This is a genomic window from Paenibacillus typhae (assembly GCF_900099765.1).
Lineage (GTDB): Bacteria > Bacillota > Bacilli > Paenibacillales > Paenibacillaceae > Paenibacillus_AQ > Paenibacillus_AQ typhae.
The window spans coordinates 180,861-199,642 of sequence record NZ_FNDX01000005.1 but is presented as its reverse complement, the minus strand read 5'-3'; the positions used below and the strand labels follow the sequence as shown (position 1 = coordinate 199,642).

17 protein-coding genes and 1 riboswitch are annotated in these 18,782 nt (G+C 53.8%); of the genes, 7 read left to right on the top strand and 10 right to left on the bottom strand.

What is annotated here, in order from left to right:
* The first annotated feature begins 8 nt into the window (after positions 1-8).
* From BLR64_RS06725 to BLR64_RS06710, 4 genes are all read left to right on the top strand, one after another.
* Positions 9-1,529, top strand: a complete 1,521-nt coding sequence (locus BLR64_RS06725) for an MDR family MFS transporter (RefSeq protein ID WP_090713392.1) — start codon at positions 9-11, stop codon at positions 1,527-1,529.
* A 6-nt stretch (positions 1,530-1,535) separates the two neighbouring features.
* A complete protein-coding gene (locus tag BLR64_RS06720) occupies positions 1,536-2,096 on the top strand; it encodes a PadR family transcriptional regulator (protein ID WP_090713391.1) in 561 nt (186 codons plus the stop codon).
* Between the two features lie 102 nt (positions 2,097-2,198).
* The gene (locus BLR64_RS06715) at positions 2,199-2,435 is read left to right on the top strand and encodes a hypothetical protein (protein WP_090713390.1); all 237 of its coding nucleotides are present in this window, start codon (positions 2,199-2,201) and stop codon (positions 2,433-2,435) included.
* 54 nt (positions 2,436-2,489) lie between these two features.
* The gene (locus BLR64_RS06710) at positions 2,490-3,467 is read left to right on the top strand and encodes an aldo/keto reductase (RefSeq protein ID WP_415840966.1); all 978 of its coding nucleotides are present in this window, start codon (positions 2,490-2,492) and stop codon (positions 3,465-3,467) included.
* Between the two features lie 91 nt (positions 3,468-3,558).
* Here BLR64_RS06710 and BLR64_RS06705 read toward each other — a convergent pair whose 3' ends face one another.
* The 4 genes from BLR64_RS06705 to BLR64_RS06690 form a co-directional block, all read right to left on the bottom strand.
* On the bottom strand, positions 3,559-4,380 hold the full coding sequence (locus tag BLR64_RS06705; protein WP_090713389.1) for a TasA family protein: 822 nt from the start codon (positions 4,378-4,380) through the stop codon (positions 3,559-3,561).
* A gap of 77 nt (positions 4,381-4,457) precedes the next feature.
* Positions 4,458-4,973 (bottom strand): TasA family protein, encoded by a 516-nt coding sequence (locus tag BLR64_RS06700; RefSeq protein WP_167360617.1) that lies wholly within the window; start codon positions 4,971-4,973, stop codon positions 4,458-4,460.
* 93 nt (positions 4,974-5,066) lie between these two features.
* Positions 5,067-5,666 carry a signal peptidase I SipW gene (sipW, locus tag BLR64_RS06695; protein ID WP_167360616.1) on the bottom strand — a complete coding sequence of 200 codons (600 nt, stop codon included), beginning with the start codon at positions 5,664-5,666 and terminating at the stop codon, positions 5,067-5,069.
* A 13-nt stretch (positions 5,667-5,679) separates the two neighbouring features.
* Positions 5,680-6,729, bottom strand: a complete 1,050-nt coding sequence (locus tag BLR64_RS06690; RefSeq protein WP_090713386.1) for a hypothetical protein — start codon at positions 6,727-6,729, stop codon at positions 5,680-5,682.
* A 407-nt stretch (positions 6,730-7,136) separates the two neighbouring features.
* Between BLR64_RS06690 and BLR64_RS06685 the strand changes: the two genes are divergently transcribed.
* On the top strand, positions 7,137-7,478 hold the full coding sequence (locus BLR64_RS06685) for a helix-turn-helix domain-containing protein (protein WP_090713385.1): 342 nt from the start codon (positions 7,137-7,139) through the stop codon (positions 7,476-7,478).
* Positions 7,479-7,573: 95 nt separating this feature from the next.
* On the opposite strand, the gene BLR64_RS06680 is transcribed toward BLR64_RS06685, so the two are convergent.
* A complete protein-coding gene (locus tag BLR64_RS06680) occupies positions 7,574-7,726 on the bottom strand; it encodes an anti-repressor SinI family protein (protein WP_090713384.1) in 153 nt (50 codons plus the stop codon).
* 27 nt (positions 7,727-7,753) lie between these two features.
* Positions 7,754-7,839, bottom strand: a riboswitch (cyclic di-GMP riboswitch).
* Positions 7,840-8,300: 461 nt separating this feature from the next.
* On the opposite strand from BLR64_RS06680, the gene BLR64_RS06675 reads away from it, so the two are divergent.
* Both BLR64_RS06675 and odhB read left to right on the top strand, forming a co-directional pair.
* Positions 8,301-11,168: a 2-oxoglutarate dehydrogenase E1 component gene (locus BLR64_RS06675; RefSeq protein ID WP_090713383.1), complete on the top strand. Its 2,868-nt coding sequence runs from the start codon at positions 8,301-8,303 to the stop codon at positions 11,166-11,168.
* A gap of 55 nt (positions 11,169-11,223) precedes the next feature.
* Positions 11,224-12,519: a 2-oxoglutarate dehydrogenase complex dihydrolipoyllysine-residue succinyltransferase gene (odhB, locus tag BLR64_RS06670; RefSeq protein ID WP_090713382.1), complete on the top strand. Its 1,296-nt coding sequence runs from the start codon at positions 11,224-11,226 to the stop codon at positions 12,517-12,519.
* Positions 12,520-13,077: 558 nt separating this feature from the next.
* Here the strand turns inward: odhB and BLR64_RS06660 are convergent.
* From BLR64_RS06660 to BLR64_RS06640, 5 genes are all read right to left on the bottom strand, one after another.
* Positions 13,078-14,067: a hypothetical protein gene (locus BLR64_RS06660; RefSeq protein ID WP_090713380.1), complete on the bottom strand. Its 990-nt coding sequence runs from the start codon at positions 14,065-14,067 to the stop codon at positions 13,078-13,080.
* A complete protein-coding gene (locus tag BLR64_RS06655) occupies positions 14,028-14,615 on the bottom strand; it encodes an RNA polymerase sigma factor (RefSeq protein WP_244157628.1) in 588 nt (195 codons plus the stop codon). Before BLR64_RS06655 ends, BLR64_RS06660 begins: the two co-directional genes overlap by 40 nt.
* A 319-nt stretch (positions 14,616-14,934) precedes the next feature.
* Positions 14,935-16,188 (bottom strand): L-lactate MFS transporter, encoded by a 1,254-nt coding sequence (locus BLR64_RS06650; RefSeq protein WP_090713379.1) that lies wholly within the window; start codon positions 16,186-16,188, stop codon positions 14,935-14,937.
* Positions 16,189-16,310: 122 nt separating this feature from the next.
* Positions 16,311-17,039 (bottom strand): LytR/AlgR family response regulator transcription factor, encoded by a 729-nt coding sequence (locus BLR64_RS06645; protein WP_090713378.1) that lies wholly within the window; start codon positions 17,037-17,039, stop codon positions 16,311-16,313.
* Entirely contained in the window at positions 17,036-18,712 is a 1,677-nt protein-coding gene (locus BLR64_RS06640) for a sensor histidine kinase (RefSeq protein ID WP_208607140.1), read from the bottom strand. The genes BLR64_RS06645 and BLR64_RS06640 overlap by 4 nt, the downstream gene beginning before the upstream one ends.
* Positions 18,713-18,782 lie beyond the last annotated feature (70 nt).

Here is an 18,782-nt window from a genome sequence, read left to right as displayed (position 1 = left end):
TGCGAAGCATGCATACTAAAGAAAGCAACTTAAAGCTTGTAGTTGTCGGCCTGCTGCTTGGTATTCTGATGTCCGCAATGGACAATACCATTGTAGCTTCGGCTATGGGCACCATTGTATCCGAGCTTGGCGGCCTCGATAAAATTGTCTGGGTCACCTCTGCGTACATGGTCATGGTTATGGCCGGCACCCCGATCTTCGGCAAGCTGTCGGATATGTACGGGCGTAAACGGTTCTTCATCTTCGGCCTCATCGTCTTCCTCGCGGGCTCTGCCCTGTGCGGTACGGCAACCAGCATCACCCAGCTCAGCATTTACCGGGCTATCCAGGGGGTTGGCGGCGGTGCGCTGATGCCGATTGCTTTTACGATTGTGTTTGATATTTATCCGCCTGAAAAAAGAGGCAAGCTGACCGGTCTCTTCGGTGCCGTCTTCGGCATCTCCAGCGTAATCGGCCCGCTTCTGGGCGCTTACATTACCGATTACTTGAGCTGGCAGTGGGTATTCTATATCAATCTGCCGATCGGCATTGTAGCCTTTGTACTGATTACGATGTTCTACAAGGAATCCATCTCTCATGCCAAGCAGCGGATTGACTGGGGCGGCGCGTTTACACTTGTCGGCTCCATCATCTGCCTGATGTTCGCACTCGAGCTGGGCGGCAACCAGTATGCCTGGGATTCCGCAACGATTCTCGGCCTGTTCGCCGGCTTTGCCGTCCTGCTGATTGCCTTCCTCTTTATTGAACGTTACGCGGCAGAACCCGTAATTTCATTCGCTATGTTCGGCAAACGCCTATTTGCGACTAGCAGTCTAATCGGGCTCTTCTATGGCTCCACCTTTATTGTTGCCACTGTCTACATTCCGATCTTCGTGCAGGGCGTCAACGGCGGCTCGGCGACCAACTCGGGTCTGATCCTGATGCCGATGATGATCGGCACCGTGCTGGGCAGCCAGACCGGCGGTCTGCTCACCACCAGAACCAGCTTCCGCAATATTATGCTGCTGTCGGCAGCCTGCTTCCTGGCAGGAGTCTTCTGTCTGAGCACCTTGTCACCGGATACCTCGCGGCTGATGCTTAATCTCTTCATGCTGCTGACCGGCTTCGGCGTCGGCTTCTCCTTCTCCGTGCTCAGCATGTCGTCGATTCATCATTTTGACATGCGCCAGCGCGGTTCAGCGACATCCACCAGCACCTTCATGCGCTCGCTCGGCATGACGCTCGGGATAACCATCTTCGGGATTATCCAGCGCAACAGCTTCACGGATAGCCTGGGCAGCGCCTTCGGCAACAGCGAGCAGGCTGCTTCCTTCGGCAATCCGCAGGCAGCTCTGACTCCGGAAGCAAGAGCCAATATTCCCGCAGCCGTGCTGGATAAGATTACAGGCGCTTTGTCGGACTCCATTTCGCACACCTTCCTGTGGGCGCTCATTCCGGCAGCGCTTGGCGTAGTTTTTGTACTGCTTATGCCGGGCGACCGGCTCACGCTAAAACCTAAGACAGCACTGCCTTCCAGCGATCGGGGGTAACCCGCGATGTCGATGAAGATAGCTATCCTCGGCCTGCTGCAGGAAAAAGATATGCATCCTTATGAGATCACCCTCATTATGAAGGAGCGCATGTATGACCAGATGATGAAGCTGCAGATGGGCTCGCTCTACTACGCTGTCGACAAGCTGGCGCAGGAGGAGTATATCGAAGCTGTAGAGACGATCCGCAGCAATGACCGGCCGGACAAGACGATTTACCGGATTACCGGCAAAGGAAAAGCGCTGTTCGAGCAGCTGATTCTGCAGCAGATCAAGAAGGTGGAGCTGGTCTTCCATCCCTTATACATGGCTCTGGCGCTTTCGCGCTATATCGACCAGGATAAAGTGGAAAAGGTGCTGGAAGAGCGCATCCGCGAGATCGAGCACCAGGTCAATTATGCCTATCAGGTCTATGAGGAGCATATTTCAGTGGTTCCCCGTTCAGCACTGCACCTGATGTACGGCCGGTATGAGCACAGCCTTACCGAGCTGAAGTGGCTGAAGCGGCTGTACGCGGATGTTACGGCACGCAAGCTGAACGACTTTGGAACACCCTTGTCACTATAGGACGTAATTTGGATAAAGAGGCCCTGACGGGCCTCTTTGCTGTTTAATAACACCTGAATGCGTGTATTAACGTGCAAACTGTAAATTCAGGAGAGCGAGGGAATGACTATGGATAAGGATAAAGAACAACTCAGGGACAACAAGCTGCAGGGGGACAAGCGCGACCATCCCGAGCAATACCCGACTGATCAGCCCAGCCTGTTTGACCTGCATGAAAGCGAGCAGCATGTCGATCCGATTCCGGTAGAGGACCTTACACTGGAGCAGCAGGAGGAAAAGGACAAAGAAGGCACTAAACACCGCTCCTCAAGTGACAAAAAGTACCATACCGGTTTCTGAAGGTGTACAATATTCCCTGAGCTGTAATTCCATTTGTGACGGAGGGATCATTTTTTGCTGAAAACGCTGCCACTTAATGCACGGGGAATCCCCGCCAGCCGCATTGCCCTGGGCTGCATGGGACTCGGCGGAGGCTGGGATCACGAGCCGCTGACCGCAGAAAATATCCGCCAGGGGCATGATGCGGTTGAAGCCGCTTTGTCCATTGGCATCAACTTCTTTGACCATGCCGATATCTACACCCGCGGCAAGGCGGAGAAGGTATTCGGACAAATCTTCAAGGACCGGCCGAGACTGCGCGAGGAGATCATCATTCAGTCCAAATGCGGCATCAGGCTGATCGAGCCGGGGGATACCAGCAACACCTTTGATATCTCAGGGGAGCATATCCTGAGGAGCGTTGATGGTACGTTATCCCGTCTCGGTACAGAGTATCTTGATATCCTGCTGCTGCACCGGCCCGACCCGCTGATGGACCCGGAGGAGATTGCAGAAGCACTGCGTCAGCTGAAAAAAGCGGGCAAAGTCCGCCACTTTGGCGTTTCCAATATGAGCGCCTCCCAAATCAGGCTGCTGCAGCATTATTGCGATGAGCCGTTTATTGTGAATCAGCTGCATATGAGCCTGGCCCAAATCAGCTGGCTTGATGCGATGGTCAGCGTGAACCGCGAGCCCTGGAAGGACATCACCTTCCCTGAAGGCACGGTTGAATACTGCCGCATGGAGAATATCCAGCTGCAGGCCTGGGGGCCGCTGGCTCAGGGCAGCTTCAGCGGGCGCTCCCTTGAGGGCCAGCCGGAGAATATAGTGCAAACAGCGGCACTCGTCAGCTCGCTTGCCGAACAGAAGAACACTACACCTGAAGCCATCGTATTATCCTGGCTGATGACCCATCCTGCAGCCATCCAGCCGGTAATCGGCACTGTGAATCCCAAGCGGATCGCTGCCTGTGCGGGTGCGGACAAGGTAGGGCTGTCGCGCAAGGAATGGTATGAGCTGTATATAAGCTCGCGGGGGGAAAAACTGCCTTAGGCATGGAGCCCCGTGTTATCCTCGATGAAAAGAGCGTCACCTCCGGTTGATCAGGCCGGGGGTGACGCTCTTTTGCAGTTCTACCCTAATTCTAGTTATTCTTCACCTGCTCGAAAGTATTTTTGAAGGTGAAGTTAACAACCTTCCCTTGAATGGCGTCGTTATCGAAGGCAAGGCCAGCATCATCAACGAAGGTCACATTATAGGCCAGGTGCATTGTCTTTTTAGCCGGAAGGATCAGATTTGGAAGGTTCGCATCACGCCCGGCGCCTCCGTTGTACAGATCCTTGAGAGAGCCGACATATGCATCCGACACGCTAACCTCAACTGTCTGGCCATTGTTGTCTACACGGTAGGTCCAGTCAAGTACAGCTTCTCTGGCAATGGCGAATGCCTCCTGCCCGCTGCGGGCCAGCGCCTTGGAAAATCTTGAACCGTTGATCAGGTCTTTGAACAACTTATCTGCAGCTTCGTTCACTCGGTTGAGCGCATCGGCATTAAGCGTCACGCCATTCGGGGTTGCCAAAGCCGCTACAGTCACCACCGCCTGCTCGCCGAATGCTAGCGCATCTTCCTGCTGCTGGGTCGTTCCTTCGGGTTTGGCAATCAGATCAGTCAATTTGGCGTCCAGTGATCCGGTATTCTTAATCAGCATGGCACGGGTGTGGCTATCCTTCGGCGCCCACAGCCCGGTTCCCATACGTCCGGCATCCGAATCATTGGTATAGAACATCGGCCCTTCTACCGGGACATCGTTACGGTGAGTACTGAGAGACAGCGTACCGGAAGCAAACGTATTGCCTGTGTTTTGTGCAGAGCTGGTGAACAGCGCATAGGTACCGCCGCCGATCGCAGCGCAGAGCAGAACAACGGAAGAAAGGGCGGTAATAAGCAATTTTTTCTTTTTCATCATAAGATTAAGCGCTCCTTAGTAAAAAGGGGGGCTTCCCCCCTTTAGATGATATGTTTTGAATCAAATACCGCTGGCTGTTAATTATTTTTGGTCTGCTCTGCATCCACCTTGATGCTGGCTGTTCCGGTTTTGCCCTGATACTCATTGCCGGCATCTTTAGGGAATTCCACTTTGACATAAATGGTCTCAGAGTCGCCGACGTCCAGGACACGGTCAGTCACTGTGAGCGGAATATTTCCGTCAGCGTCGGAGTAAGCCTTAATAACAATTGGGTGGGAGTCGGGGAGTATGGCCGTGCCAAGGTCACCGCCAACTGCCAGGGTAAGGTCATAACGCAGTTCCAGTGAGCCTTTGTTCGTTACTACTACCCGCTGGATGTCAGAATCTCCAGGAGCCCAGTTCTCAAGCGTAAAATACTTGGCACCGTTTGTATCCTCTTTATCCAAGCCTATCTTCAGTTCACCGGCAGCAAAGGTATTGCCTGTATTCTGTACCGAGCTCGTAAAGATCGCGAAGGACCCCCCGGCAATTAAAGTAGCCCCCAGTGCAGTAGTTGCCATTGCCATTGCCATTGTCTTTTTGAGATTAGCCATTGTAATTTGTCTCCTCCTGGTCTCCATGCATGGAGAATATAATGGAATATTTATTGAATCTTCCCTAACCGCGTGAGCGCGTTAAAGGAAGCATCAACCGTTCGTTACCGGCGGGGAATCACCGGCTGTTGTCTGCAGCTCTGCAGAATCGTCATCCATCCGCATGATCGCTTTAAAAATCGTTATAACCGACGAGATGACCAGATAAATACCAGGAATCAAAATCACAACTATGATGCCTGCGGTCGATTTTACCCAGTTCATCAAATACCCTGCTAAAGGAATCGTGAAGTCAGCATAGCTTGCAACTACACTTTCTGCTGGTATCGGCGACGGGTCTTGGGCATCGTTATTATCGCCTTTGGTAATGTAGGCAAGCTCAGACCCTGTACCGCTGACGCTCACAACACGGTGAGTGATCAGGCTGCCTGATCCATCCAGAGACTTATAAGTAATCACATCTCCCGGCTTAAAGGCCGTTTGCTGTGCCTCCCCTCTCACCGGGTTAACAGCGATGATAGCACCGGTCTTGATTCCGGGCTCCATCGAGCCAGAGAGGACGGTCAGAATTTCTTTGCCCAGAACCTTGGGCGTTCCGCCATTCATCCTGCTGGTTACCGCAGATATCAGCAAAAGCAGAAACATGGCCATCAGAACATACATCATTAAAGTGCGGGTCCATTTGAGTATCACTTGAGGCATCTCCTTAATTAAAATCTGTTTTGTCGTGTCCTATTTTTACGGTTATAGCGTCAGTATTCGTGTCCGCTACAGGCACATCCGGCACGGCAGGTTCAGATGCATCGGGCCTTGCTGGTTCAGCTTCCGGCTGTGCCGGCTCCTGAGTCCCGGGCTTTGTCTTCTCATCCGCTTCGGACTTCGCCTTCTCCTCTGCTTCCAGCTTCGCCTTCTCTTCCGCTTCGAGCTTCGCTTTCTTATCTGCTTCGAGCTTCGCCTTCTCCTCCGCTTCGAGCTTCGCCTTCTTCTCTGCTTCCAGCTTCGCCTTCTTCTCTGCTTCGAGCTTCGCCTTTTCCTCGGCTGCTTTGAGCTCCTGCAGAGCTTCCGTTGCCTGTACATACAGCTGTGCAGTTTCATCGGCGTAGCTTCCGGCTTGAGAGGCCGCTGTCAAAGCCTGCTGATAGGCCGCCCGCACGTATGTATCTACCCGCACAGTGGAAGCAAGTCTGCGGACCATTTCCTGAAATTCGATCATGGTCAGATCAGCCTTGACCAGCAGCTGTTCAAATGCAGCGGGATCGGTCTGCTGCGCTGTATCCAGCTGATCAATGGTGACTCCTGCAGGAGCCAGCCTAAGATCCATTTCTGCTCTTTGCTGCGCAAGCTCCTGCTGTGACCGCAGAGAGTAAGCCTCGAGCTGAGCCAGCAATTCAGCGGCAGAAGCAGCTGCTCTGCGCGCCTGTTCGGCAGCCTCCTGAATATTTCCAATCTGATTCCCTGCCTTTTTGGAATCCGCATCCTTGTCTGCTATGTCTGCCAGTGCCCCTTTTGCCGCCTCATGTTTCAGAATAGCCCGGTTCATCGCATCGCTGGCCTGATTGGCTAATTGATCCACTGTAACCGGGAAAACAAATGCACTCGTAATGCCGGATTCCGACGCTGTACTGCTGGTAATAAGCGCATAGGTCGGTGAGGTGATTTGGCCGATTCCATAAGCAGAAATGACTACGATTCCGGCAAGCCGCGGGAGGTTAAGTCTGCTTTTATTCTTCTTGCGCGATGTCCGTGAAAGCCTCATTTGAGCCTCTCCTTTAATAGTGTGCACGTGGCATGCATACTAGTTCATCTATCAGTTATATGATCTTTATGAAGAACATATTTTGTTCGTTATAAAGAACCTTGGCCTTAGTATATGCCATCGCCCTTACAAAATTAAACTCTCATTTTCGAGTAAAATTCGTTATAAAGAACGATATTGATGGACTTTTCCTCTGTTTTTCAGCGGTTTGCTCATGATATCGTACTTTTTAGAGAACATTTTTACAGAAAACAGATATTATCGCCGTGTACAATGGATTCAGTTACAGAGATGGAAATTAGGGTGCGGGGATTTACAAATGGATCCATAACTTTTTGGATAGTCCTTTGTCCGTCGTAGGGTTATTTGCTATACTGTTAACAAAAAGTGCGGAGGGGCGTTTAACTGTGCCGGAACATTTAGGAAGTCGCATTCATCAGCTCCGCGTGGAGAAGGGCCTGTCTTTATCCGAGCTTGCGGATAAGGCGGACGTGGCGAAATCATACCTGAGCAATGTGGAAAGAAATATTCAATCCAACCCCTCCATCCAGTTCATTGAGAAGATGGCTGATGCGCTTCAGGTATCCATTCATGTCTTGCTGTACGGTGAACCTGTAGAAGCGCAGGAAGCTTCGCTTGACGGAGAATGGTTCCGTCTCGTACAGGAGGCTATGGCTTCCGGCATAAGCAAGCGGGAATTCAAGGAGTTTCTGGACTATCAGAAATGGCGGCTGGAGCAGAAGGAATAGATATCCGGAGGTTTTCCCTTCCGGACATACAAAAAAGGACACAGCCTCGTTCGCTGTGCCCTTTTTTGTATGTAATATCCGGATGCTCTACTGCACTACATCGCCTGCAAAGCTTTTTCACTCAAAAACCGGCGGATTTCCTCCACCTTGAGGCCGGCCTTTCTGGCCGCCATCATTAAGTACACCCACTCTAGATCCAGATCACCCGTCTGCAGTTCTCCGACATTCCCCTGGTTGGACTTATCCAAGAAATCTCCTCCTAAGATTACGCGTCCCCAGGCAGTCCGGCCATCATAGTATTTCTACATTAGATCCGAGACTTTGTGCCCCTGTCTTTCGTCCAGGTTTACCCTTTACTGGACCCTTTACATGAAAGGATCTGGCTAATAATGAATGAAACCGCTATCTGCAATAACATTATATAGCACCTTCCACAAAAAGTGTGTCGATTGTTGGAAATATTTTATAGGAATATCTTCGGTGTTCACGATTCATTTTGTAATATTTTGATTAAACTATATGAAAACTGTGCGCTATGACCTAAAACTAGCGGAGTGCTCAACCTATTTTCCTATAAGCAAATATAGACTTATTTACCCAATTTCCCAAGATCCAATCAGCTCTCCGCATTTATGATGGTTCTGGATGAATTAAGGCCTGAATCATACCGTTTTGCGAACGGATTTGCACAAAGTATGAATTGATTAGCAGACGTTAAAGTTGCACAATAGTAGTGAAATGAAACCGCAAACATATCAGCCCCGCCAGCTGCTGGTGCTTTTTCTGGAGCATGTGGGGTTCATCCGTTAGGAGGATGTATTCATGGCAGCCAAAGGACCCTATAATGAATCCGTTTGGAGCAATTATCACGGACCCAATCTGGGCTATATCCAAGACAAGTATGAACAGTTTATCAATGATCCTTCTTCAGTAGAACCTAATTACCGCGATCTGTTTACTGCATCCGGACCGCCTCCGATGGAACCTGTACCGGAACCGGCTCCGATGCCTGCTGTCACCGGGGATGCCGAGTGGCTGAAAAAGGCGGTAAGAGCCTCCAAGCTGATCGCCAACATTCGTATACATGGCCACCGCGCCGCCAATATTGATCCGCTTGAGCGCGGTGAGAATCCGATGGCCCAATGGCTGGATTTCCGTACCTATGATCTGACCCGTGAGGATCTGACGGCAATGCCTGCCTCGCTGATCTGGGAGAACGCGCCTGCTGATGTCAAAACCGCCTGGGACGCGGTTCAGCGGATGCTTCAGGCTTACACCCGGACTATCGCCTATGAATTCGGGCATGTGCACGAGGAGAAGGAGCTGCGCTGGCTGAACAGCCAGGCGGAATCCCTGAGCTCCCCCGCTCCGCTGAACAATAATGAACGCAAGGAGCTGCTGAACCGGCTGATCCAGGTGGAGCAGTTCGAGACCTTCCTGCACAAAACCTTTGTCGGCCAGAAGCGTTTCAGCCTTGAAGGCAACGATGCCTTGGTACCGATGCTGGATGAGATCGTGCGCGCTGCGGCACACGACGGTGCAGAGCATATTCTTATGGGGATGGCTCACCGCGGACGTCTTAACGTATTGGCTCACATTTTGGGCAAGCCGTATGATATTATTTTCTCAGAGTTCCATCATTCTCCGAATAAGGAGCTGTTTCCTTCCGAAGGCTCAATGGGAATCAACTACGGCTGGACCGGGGATGTCAAATACCATCTTGGCGCTGACCGCGCTGTACGCCAGGGAGAAACGGTTCGCACACGGATTACGCTGGCCAACAATCCCAGCCATCTGGAATTTGTTAATCCTGTTGTTGAGGGCTTTACCCGTGCAGCTCAGGAGGACCGGAGCACACCGGGCCTGCCGAAGCTGGATACCAGCAAGGCCATGGCTGTGCTGATGCACGGGGATGCCGCTTTTCCCGGTGAGGGCATCGTTGCGGAAACACTTAATATCGGCAAATTGAAGGGTTATCAGAATGGCGGAACGGTGCATATTATCGTCAATAACCGCATCGGCTTCACTACGGAAAGCGAAGATTCCCGCTCTACCCATTATGCCAGTGACCTGGCCAAAGGCTATGAAATCCCGATTGTGCATGTAAATGCCGATGATCCGGAGGCCTGCATTTCGGCTGTCCGCCTGGCTAGCGCTTACCGCAATTTGTTCAAAAAGGATTTCGTCATTGATCTGATCGGCTACCGCCGTCACGGCCATAATGAAATGGATGATCCGGAGACAACCCAGCCGGTTGTTTACGGCAAAGTCCGCAGCCATCCGACGGTCTACAGGCTGTATGCCCAGCGGCTGCAGAGCGAAAAGATCATCACTGCGGAAGAAGTGCAGCGCATGAGTACCGAATCAGAAAGCGTCCTGCAGGCAGCCTTCGAATCCATGAAGGAAGGCAAGCATAAGAACGGCGAGTCCAAAACATCGGTGTTGCTTGAAGCGGAGTCCAAGGCTCCGCGTCCGACAGCGGTCCCGCTCAGCACACTGAAGGAGATCAACCAGGAGCTGTTAACAGCACCCGCCGGCTTCAAGGTGTATCCTAAGCTGGAGCGGATTCTCCAGCGCCGCAAGGATGCACTGAAGGACGGGGAACGGGTTGACTGGGCGCTGGCCGAGACACTGGCTTTTGCAACGATCCTGAAGGACGGCACTCCGATCCGCCTCAGCGGACAGGATTCACAGCGCGGCACCTTCGCCCACCGTCATCTGGTGCTGCATGACAGCGAGACCGGAGCACTCTACTCCCCGCTGCATCAGCTGAAATCCTCCAATGCTTCCTTCGGGGTATATAACAGCCCGCTTTCGGAAGCATCCGTGCTGGGATATGAGTACGGCTATAATGTGTTCGCACCGGATACCTTTGTGCTCTGGGAAGCCCAGTACGGCGATTTCGCCAATGCCGCCCAGGTCATCATTGACCAGTTCATCTCCGCCGGACGGGCCAAATGGACACAGCGCAGCAACCTGGCGATCCTCCTCCCGCACGGCTATGAAGGCCAGGGGCCGGAGCATTCCAGTGCACGGCTGGAACGGTACCTGCAGCTTTCGGCCGAAGAGAACTGGACGGTAGCGAACCTGTCCAGTGCCGCACAGTACTTTCACCTGCTGCGCCGCCAGGCCGCCTTGTGCGGACAGCCGGATGCCCGGCCGCTGGTGATCATGGCTCCGAAGAGCCTGATCCGCAACACCCGCAGCACCTCGCCGGGAGCGGAGCTTGCCTCCGGCAGCTTCCAGGCTGTGCTTCCGGAGCCGCTGCTGGGCAGCAAGCCGGCTGAAGTGAAGCGCCTGGTTGTCTGCAGCGGCAAGGTAGCCATCGATCTGCAGACCGAGCTGGAGGCGGCCGGCGGCCGTGACTGGTCCTGGCTGCATATCCTCCGTCTGGAGCAGCTCTATCCGTTCCCGCAGGCCGAGCTCGCTGCACACCTGAACAGCCTGACCTCCCTGGAGGAGATTGTCTGGGTACAGGAGGAGCCTAAGAATATGGGCGGCTGGAGTTATACGGAACCAAGGCTGCGTGATATTGCACCGGAGCAGGTCAGTGTCCGGTATATCGGCCGTCCTGAACGGTCCAGCCCGGCCAGCGGATATGCGGATGTTCACACCTTCGAGCAGCGTCGCATTGTTACAGAAGCCCTGAAATCGAACTCTCAAGTACAAGCGCCTGTACCGTCCTCCTGACGGGAAGACGGTATCGTGATAACGTAAACTATTAAGTTTGGGGAGGTAACGGCCTGTGTCCGAAATTAAAGTACCCGATCTGGGCGAGTCCATATCCGAAGGAACGATATACAAGTGGCTGGTAAAAGAAGGAGACACCGTCGGCCAGGGCGATGTGCTGGCCGAGCTTGAAACCGACAAGGTGAATCTTGAGATCAGCGCCGAGGAGGATGGCGTGATCTCAGCCATCCTGCGCCAGGCGGGCGAGAACGTGGCCGTCGGCGAGGCGATCGGCGTGATCGGCGCGGCTGCGGCAGGCGGCGGTGCCGGCGGGGAGAGCAGCGCGAACAGCGGGGGAAGCAGCAGCGCGCCTGCTGCAGCTTCGGCAGCGCAGGCACCTGCTGCCGCTGCACCGGCTCCGGCCGCTCCCGAAGGCGCGGCCGGCAGCACTGCGGCCCTGGCTACGCCGGGGGCGCGCAAGCTCGCGCGGGAGCGGGGCATCGACCTCGGCGAGGTCACTGCCCGCGACCCCATCGGCCGGATTGCCCAGGCCGATGTGAACGGCCACGGCGCAGCCGGCCAGGCGGCCGCTGCGCCAGCGGCACCGGCGCCGCAGGCCGTGCCGGCTGCGGCGAAGCCCGCTGCGGCTAATGCAGCGCCGCAGGACGGCAAAGCCGTAGAGCGCAAGCGCATGTCGCGCCGGCGGCTGACGATTGCCAGCCGCCTGGTCGAAGCGCAGCAGACGGCGGCCATGCTGACCACCTTCAACGAGGTGGACATGACGGCCATCCTCGACATCCGCAAGCGGCGGAAGGATGCCTTCAAAGAGAAGCATGATGTCGGACTCGGCTTCATGTCCTTCTTCACCAAAGCCGTGATCGGTGCGCTCAAGGCCTATCCCCTGCTGAATGCAGAGATCGACGGCGAAGAGCTGCTGATCAAAAAATACTATGACATCGGCATCGCCGTTTCCGCCAAGGAAGGTCTGGTCGTCCCTGTGGTACGCGATGCGGACCGGCTCAGCTTCCCGGAAATTGAGCGCCAGATTCTTGAGCTGGCCTCCAAGGCCCGCGCGAACACGCTCAGCCTGCCGGAGCTGCAGGGCGGCACCTTTACGATTACAAACGGCGGCGTGTTCGGCTCTCTGCTCTCCACGCCAATCCTGAATACCCCGCAGGTCGGTATTCTCGGCATGCACAAGATCCAGCTCCGTCCGATCGCCCTGGACGAAGAAACCACTGTCAACCGGCCGATGATGTACATCGCCCTGTCCTACGATCACCGGATCGTGGACGGCTCGGAGGCGGTAAGCTTCCTCGTCAAGGTCAAGGAGCTGCTTGAAGATCCGGAAGCGCTGCTGCTGGAGGGGTAAGCTGCCAGCAATAACTGCAGCCACAGCGAGAGATGCCGCAATACTGTTGGACTCCATACCAACGGCTGGCTAACTGTGTTAGTTCATCATAACTAAATGCTCTCTAAACAGACCGGCAGTTATACACTATACGACAAGGGAGGAAGGAACATTCAATGTTCCTTCCTCCCTTTCTACTTGTCCTCATTCCACCCGCCAGCAGCCGACTTAATGGGATTTTTCCCTCTAATCTCCTCATTCCACCCGCCAACAGCCGACCTAATGGGATTTCCCCCTCTATTCCCCTTATTCCAACCGTTCCAACCGGCGGCTGCCAATTCCGGGGAGTCCCTCCAGTCTGCCCATTCATCAAACGCACCCGCCCCCACCTCGTGTACCTTTGCCTTACAGACACACGGCGCCGCATTCAAATAACCCGGCCCGCTGCAAGCGGAGCCGGGTTACCCGTACCATCCTTTTCTTTTCACAGCTCTGCAAGCCGTTTAACTTTTCATTTCACAGCTCTGCAAGCCGCTCACCTTTTCTTTCCTCAACCCTGCAAGCCGTTCAACTCTACCTCTACAGCCCGCCCTTAATCAACTCCCCGGCCACTTTCAGCAGCTGCTCCTTGGTCAGCACCCGGTCGCCCCAGGAATTCAGCTGGATATAGGCATCCTTCGGCTCATTGTACCATGTCAGGTAAAAAAATGAGTTCGGTCCGTAATCGATATAATTGTAGATGACTTCCCTGCCCTCTACTTTGATTTTCTCCGCTTTATCCGCAGGCTTCTGATGAACCGTCATGTTACCGCCACTCATCATAAAAGCCCAGAGATTGATGAAAGCCCCACCCTTCCTATATTGTGCATTCAGCGCTCCGGTTTCGGTCCAAGGCATCACCTTCATAAATAAATTACGCGTCTTATCCTTTTTGGCTTCCCCGATCAATTCGCTCAACGCCTGCCGATAGACAGGGTCGTTATCTGTTACGTCCTTGGTTGGATACAGGGGCTGCACTCCACCATATTTAAAATCATACCCTCCGGCTGTCTCCGGCAGAATGATCGGTGAGCTCTTGGCCTTCATCTGATCAAGGAATGCGGAATACTCAGTGATCCGTTCCTCCTTATATGCAAACTGCAGCAGTCTGCCTGTACCCTCAGAGATTGGCTCTCCTCTAACAAAATACACAAGCTGCTCACCCGGCTTGGCAAAATTCATCAGCTTCTGCTCATACTTGTAATAAGAGGAGGTCCCCCTCGCTAACCGTTCCTCTTCTGTATCCGTGTTTAAAATATGCTGTACCTTAACCTCTCCCGCCTTGTTGCGGATCTGAATATACTCCGTGGCTGCATAAGCTGTTGCTGCAACCAGCAGCGCCACAGCCAGCATCCCTGAGGTTGCAGCGGTTTTGCCGGCAAACCGGATTGCGCTGCGTCTCCGTACCGGCTCCATTTCCCGTATGCGCGTCATGACCTGATCTGTAACATTTATGCCCGGCAGCAGCTCCTCATGAACCGCAGCTCCTTTTATATCTTGGTGCCCGCTATGGACTCCGGCTCGTTCCAAGAGATTTCCTCCTCTGTCTTCATCGTATTCCTGACCTTCCGCTTGATCCGCTCCATCCGCTTGTGCAGCGCATTGGGACTGCTGCCGAGAATCTGCCCCATCTCCTGAAAGGTCTGCTCCTCAAAAACCCGCAGCACCAGAATATTCCGTTCCTCCGGTGTCAGTGACCCGAGTGCCGCGCCCAGCCCCGGGCTGAATATCCGGGCCTCCATCTGCTGCTCCGCGCCGATGCTCACCGTATCCGGCCGGAACAGGCGCAGGATGCGCTCCTGCATCCGCCGCCGGCGCAGCAGATTGAGACAATGATTGCCCGCAATCTTGTAGAGCCAGGCAGAGAAGCTGACCTCCTGCCTGTACCTTCCGATAGACTGGTAGGCTTTGACCAGAATATCCTGCACCGCATCTTCAGCATCCTGCCGGTTAGCCAGCATACGGCAGCAATAACGGTACAGCGGCTGCTGAAACTGTCCGACAATCCAGGCATAGATTTCCCGGTTGCCCTGCTGGACCTGCGCGACTACAGCCTCCACCTGCTCCTTCTCATGCAAATGCTCCTGTGACGTTGCCAGCGCCTCCTTTCCATGTATATCTCTATAACACCCGGCCTCTCCAAAAAGTGCCTGTCTCCGGCAAATTATTTTCGGCCATGTAAATGGAACTTCATCATCCTTTTTATCCTGATCCGTTGGTCTGCCCCTGCTATAGCATTTCGACCGCCTGCTCCCCAGTCCTCCCCAAAGTGTAAACATGCCAAAAAGAGATACCCGCCGCCGCATAAACGTAGGCAAATATCTCTCTCCTGGCTGCTCTACAGGCAGCCTTCTCTTTGTCTGTATCACTCTTAAGCCGACATGTTGCTATATATGGTTAAGCCGTAGGCCGCGAAGGCTTCAGGCTCATTCCCTTTTCCCTTGCCTGTCTTTGTCCCGGCGCCTTCAGGGAAACCGCAATGAGGCAGGCCAGGATGCACAGCAGCCCGATGATGATGAAGGTAGGCTTGAATCCGCCGAGCAGCGCCGCGATGAACGAACCGGACAATGCGCCGATTCCAAAGCCCTGATAGATAACACCGTAGTTCTTGCTGTGATTCTTCAGACCGAAGAAATCGCTGACGATTGCCGGGAAGATGGTTATGTTACCTCCAAAGCAGAAGGCAATGGCGGCAACACAGGTGAAGAACAGCCCATAGTTCAAGGCAGCATAGCTGAGGGTGAACATCGCTGCAGCTGTCACCGCCAGGGTGATGCTGAGCAGCTTCAGCCGGCTCATCCGGTCGGACAGCGCGCCGAGAATCAGGCGTCCGGCTGTGTTGAAGATGGCAATCATCGCTACGGCATTGGCCGCAGCCGCTACATCCAGACCGGCCAGCGTCACGCCGATGTCCTTCACGATGCCGATCAGGTAGAGGCCGCTCATGCAGGCCGTGAAAAAGATGACGAACAGCAGATAAGCTTCCTTGGTGCGCAGCATTTCTTTTACTGTATAGTCTTTGGCCGGTATCACTGTACCGCCCGAAGCAGCCGTTCTGCCGGAGACAGCCTTTGCCGGAGCCGGAGCTTCCCTCACCAGCATTGAACCGATGACGATCATGACCATCACAATCATGCCCCAGTACAGAAAAGCACCGGAAACGCCCTGGGACTCAATCAGGCTGCCGGTGATATATTTGAAGATCAGGCTGCCGGTGCCATACGCCCCGACGGATACCCCGGAGATCAGCCCTTTATTTTTGGGGAACCATTTAATCAGATTGGACAGCGAGGTAATATAAGCCGTACCGTCCGCATAACCCACCACTACGCCGGCCAGCAGATAAAACATCGGGAGTGAGCTCGCCTGCGAGCTCAGGATCAGACCAAGCCCCAGCATAATCCCTGCAGCAGCGGTCAGCCTGCGGAGGCCGAACCGGTCCTGCAGCTTCCCCGCGAACAGCGTCGCGAAGGCCAGGGCGAAGCTGGTAATGGAAAACGTTATGGAAACAGAGCTGAGCTCCCAGCCGAACTTGCTGACAAGCTGTGCATTGAACAGGCTCCATGTATAAATGGTTCCCAGTCCCATTTGCATGATTACTGTGCCTAGAACGATAAGCCATTTTTTATTGCCTGGCATAGCCGTATTCATGGATGATTCCTTCTTTCTCTCTGATGTCGCTTGAGGTCTTCTTTGCCTCCTCATTGTAGCGAAATAACGCTTTCTTGAGAGAAATCCGGAATGAGATGACGGTAACAGGGAATGAACGGCCGCTAGAGGCGCATGATCTGCCTGAATTCCTTCACCTTGCCGCGGCTGACCGGCACTTCAGCATCCAGATCGCGCAGCCGCAGCAGATAAGTATTATTGAACCAGGGGATGATTTCCTTGATCTTGGACAGGTTCACAAGATAGGAGCGGTGACAGCGGAAAAAGCGGTCCTGCGGCAGCCGGCTGTGAAATTCACTGATGCTTAGAGCCATACTGTATTCCTCACCCTTAGTGATCACGCTCGTCGTTTTCTCCTGCGCCGAAGCATAATAGATCTCGTCCGCATCGACGACGATGATCTTTTCATTTTTCCACAGGTTCACTTTATCGCTTAGCTTCGTCCGTTCTTCTTCGCCTTGCCGCCCGCGCGCCGCAAACGCCCCCTCCAGCTTGTGCAGCATTGTCTTGATCCGTGTTTCGCTGTAGGGCTTCAGAATGTAGTCAAAAGCCTCAATCTCAAACGCCTCGGCGGCATGCTCCTTGTACGCTGTAATGAACACAATATAGGGCTTAACCGAGAAACGGCTGATATTCTGGGCCAGCAGCACACCGTCAATCGAGGGGATGTTAATATCGAGAAAGATCACATCGACCTCTTCTGTCTGCAGATACTTCAGTGCATCCAGCCCGTCCTCAAATTCGGCAGCTATTCTTATGCTGCTGTGCGCTCCGACCAGAAAAGCCAGCTCCTGTCTGGCCAGCACCTCATCCTCCACAATTATCGCTCTCATCGCTGCTCCTTTTTGACGTCAAAATAAATGTCCGTCCCTTTATCCAGCCTGCGGATGGTCAGGCCCTGGCCGTAAATCAGCTTCACCCGCTGGTGTACATTGTACAGTCCTATTTTATTATCCGGCATATGGCCGCTGTAGACCCGTTCAATCGTTTCCTCACTGATCCCGGCACCGGTATCGGCGATTCCGACCCGTACAGCCTTCCCCAGGTCTTTTACCGAGATCGTTACTGTACCTTGGCCACGCGCTTTAAGAATACCGTGCATAATCGCATTTTCCACCAGCGGCTGGATGATCAGGCTCGGAATCCGTACCTCGACCTCGTCGATGTCATACTCCACCGCCAGCCGGCTGCCAAAGCGCGCCTTCTCGATCTCCACATACTGCTGGACCTGCTGCAGCTCACGCCGGATATCAATGAACTCGTCCGACAGCTCAAGATTGTAGCGCATATAGCCGGACAGATTGACAATAAGCTCCCGCGCCTTATCGGGATCAATGCGGATTGACGAAGCAATCGCATTCAGCGCATTAAACAAAAAGTGGGGGTTAATGCTGGTCTGCAACGCCTTCAGCTCCGCCTTGTTGGCCATCTCCTTGATCCCTTCGACCCGCGACACCTCCATCAGCGTTGAGATGATCTGCGAAAGACCGACGGCCATAGCCTGAAGGGAATAGGTGATTTTGTGGGCTTTGGTGTAATAAATTTTCAGTGCCCCGGTCACCTCACCCTTCTCCTTAAGCGGAATAATGATCAGTGAGCGGATCGCCCGGTTCATATATTCGGTATCATCATCCCGGATGGTGATCTCTCCGCTGCTGATTGTTTTCTTCGTCTCTTCGCTGATAATTTCATCCGTCTCGGTATAGTATTCCTCACCAACACCGACATAAGCGCGGATGTGGCCGGTATCGGTAATGGCTACAGCATCAGCTCCGATATCGTCCTTGATAATTTCGCAGATGGTCCGCAGCGACTGGGGGTTGATGTTACGGAAATACGGAAGCGTCTTGTTCGCAATATCCAGGGCCAGCTTCGACTGCTTCGCGGCAATCCGTTCCTTCTCCCCTTCCACACTCTGCACCAGCATAACAATGAACCCGACACAAATCTGACCGGCAATCATCGGAAAAGCAATCTTTGACACAATATCCGCACCAAGCGAGGCCGGGTTCGCCATCACCAGGATCAGCACCATCGTCAGCGCTTCACAGATCATGCCGGCCAGAATACCGGCGATCCAGCGTTTGTCCGGCGAAGTTCGCCGGTAGATTACACCGGACACCACTCCGGCTGTAATACTTGTAATCAGGCAGGGCACCGAAGTCACACCGCCGATATCTATCAGAAACCGGTGCACCCCGGAGATCAGGCCGGTAATCATCCCTACCCAGGGTCCGAACAGAATCCCCCCGGCTACGATGGCAATGATCCGCACGTTCACAAGCGACCCTTCCACATTTATGCCCGTATACGTCCCCAAAATAGCAAACAGGCTGAACACCACAGTTACCATAGCCAGTTCCTGCGGAGCATAAGCCCCTTTTATAAAAATCTCCTTAAACCGCGGCAGCCGGGTCAGCACGAACAGGCACATCAGCAGCAGCGCCGCCCGCTCGAACAATTGCAGCAGAATCGTAAGGTTATAATGCACAATTACGCCTCCCATGGTCAATCTAAAGGTACATTATAGAGTGTGCCCTCCCTCTTAGCAATCTGCCGCCGCAGTCATCCGGCAT